The following is a 674-nucleotide window of genomic DNA, read 5'->3' on the forward strand; positions in this document are numbered from 1 at the left end:
CCTAGGATATCAACTGATTCCGGATATCGGACACAGGGGCCGCAAGGGCCCTTACACCAACTTTCTCGACACTACCTCCATTGACCAGCGCGTTTGCCACCTTGCGATGCGCGCGGCTGCAGATTGCCGCCACCGTGGCGCGGGCAATGCCCATGCACTGGGCGACTTCCTCCTGATTGAGGCCTTCCAGGTCGCATAGGCGCAAGACCTCGAGCTCGTCGACTGTCATATCGATAGCGTCTCCGCTGGCAAGGCCGTCGGGGGTAAAGCAACGATATTCGGGGATGATCCCAACACGGCGCAATTTTTCGCGTCTTCCTGCCATACACTCTCCAAATCTGACATATGTCAACAATAGAATAGCGAACGTGGGGATTTGCGCAAGGAATTTCTGTCATATGTCAGAAAATGAGGGCTTATGTTTGGGCTGTGGGGCTGTGCGCGCCTGGGCTACAATAAAAATCGCTTATAGGCGACTGACAGGAGGGTCAATGAGCAAGGCTGATCAACAGTTTGTATCCATGTGCCGCGACATTCTGGACCATGGCACCACCACCGAGGGCCAAAAGGTCCGTCCGGTGTGGGAGGACGGCACCCCTGCCTATACCATTAAAAACTTTGGCGTTACGGCGCGCTACGACCTGCGCGAGGAGTTCCCTGCGCTCACCCTGCGC

2 protein-coding genes are annotated in these 674 nt (G+C 56.2%); one reads left to right on the plus strand and one right to left on the minus strand.

The features are described 5' to 3' along the window. Position 1: 1 nt before the first annotated feature. Positions 2–325, minus strand: coding sequence for a DUF134 domain-containing protein (locus tag AB5758_RS07935; protein WP_368142003.1), 324 nt, complete (start codon positions 323–325; stop codon positions 2–4). A 166-nt stretch (positions 326–491) separates the two neighbouring features. Between AB5758_RS07935 and AB5758_RS07940 the strand changes: the two genes are divergently transcribed. Next, a partial coding sequence (locus AB5758_RS07940) for a thymidylate synthase (RefSeq protein ID WP_368155481.1) occupies positions 492–674 on the plus strand: 183 nt, incomplete at its 3' end.

The sequence above is a fragment of the Collinsella aerofaciens genome, from assembly GCF_040926405.1.
GTDB lineage: Bacteria > Actinomycetota > Coriobacteriia > Coriobacteriales > Coriobacteriaceae > Collinsella.

Excerpts from the sequence above, each read along its gene's own strand:
- AB5758_RS07935 (WP_368142003.1), bottom strand. The coding sequence starts at position 325 with ATGGCAGGAAGACGCGAAAAATTGCGCCGTGTTGGGATCATCCCCGAA.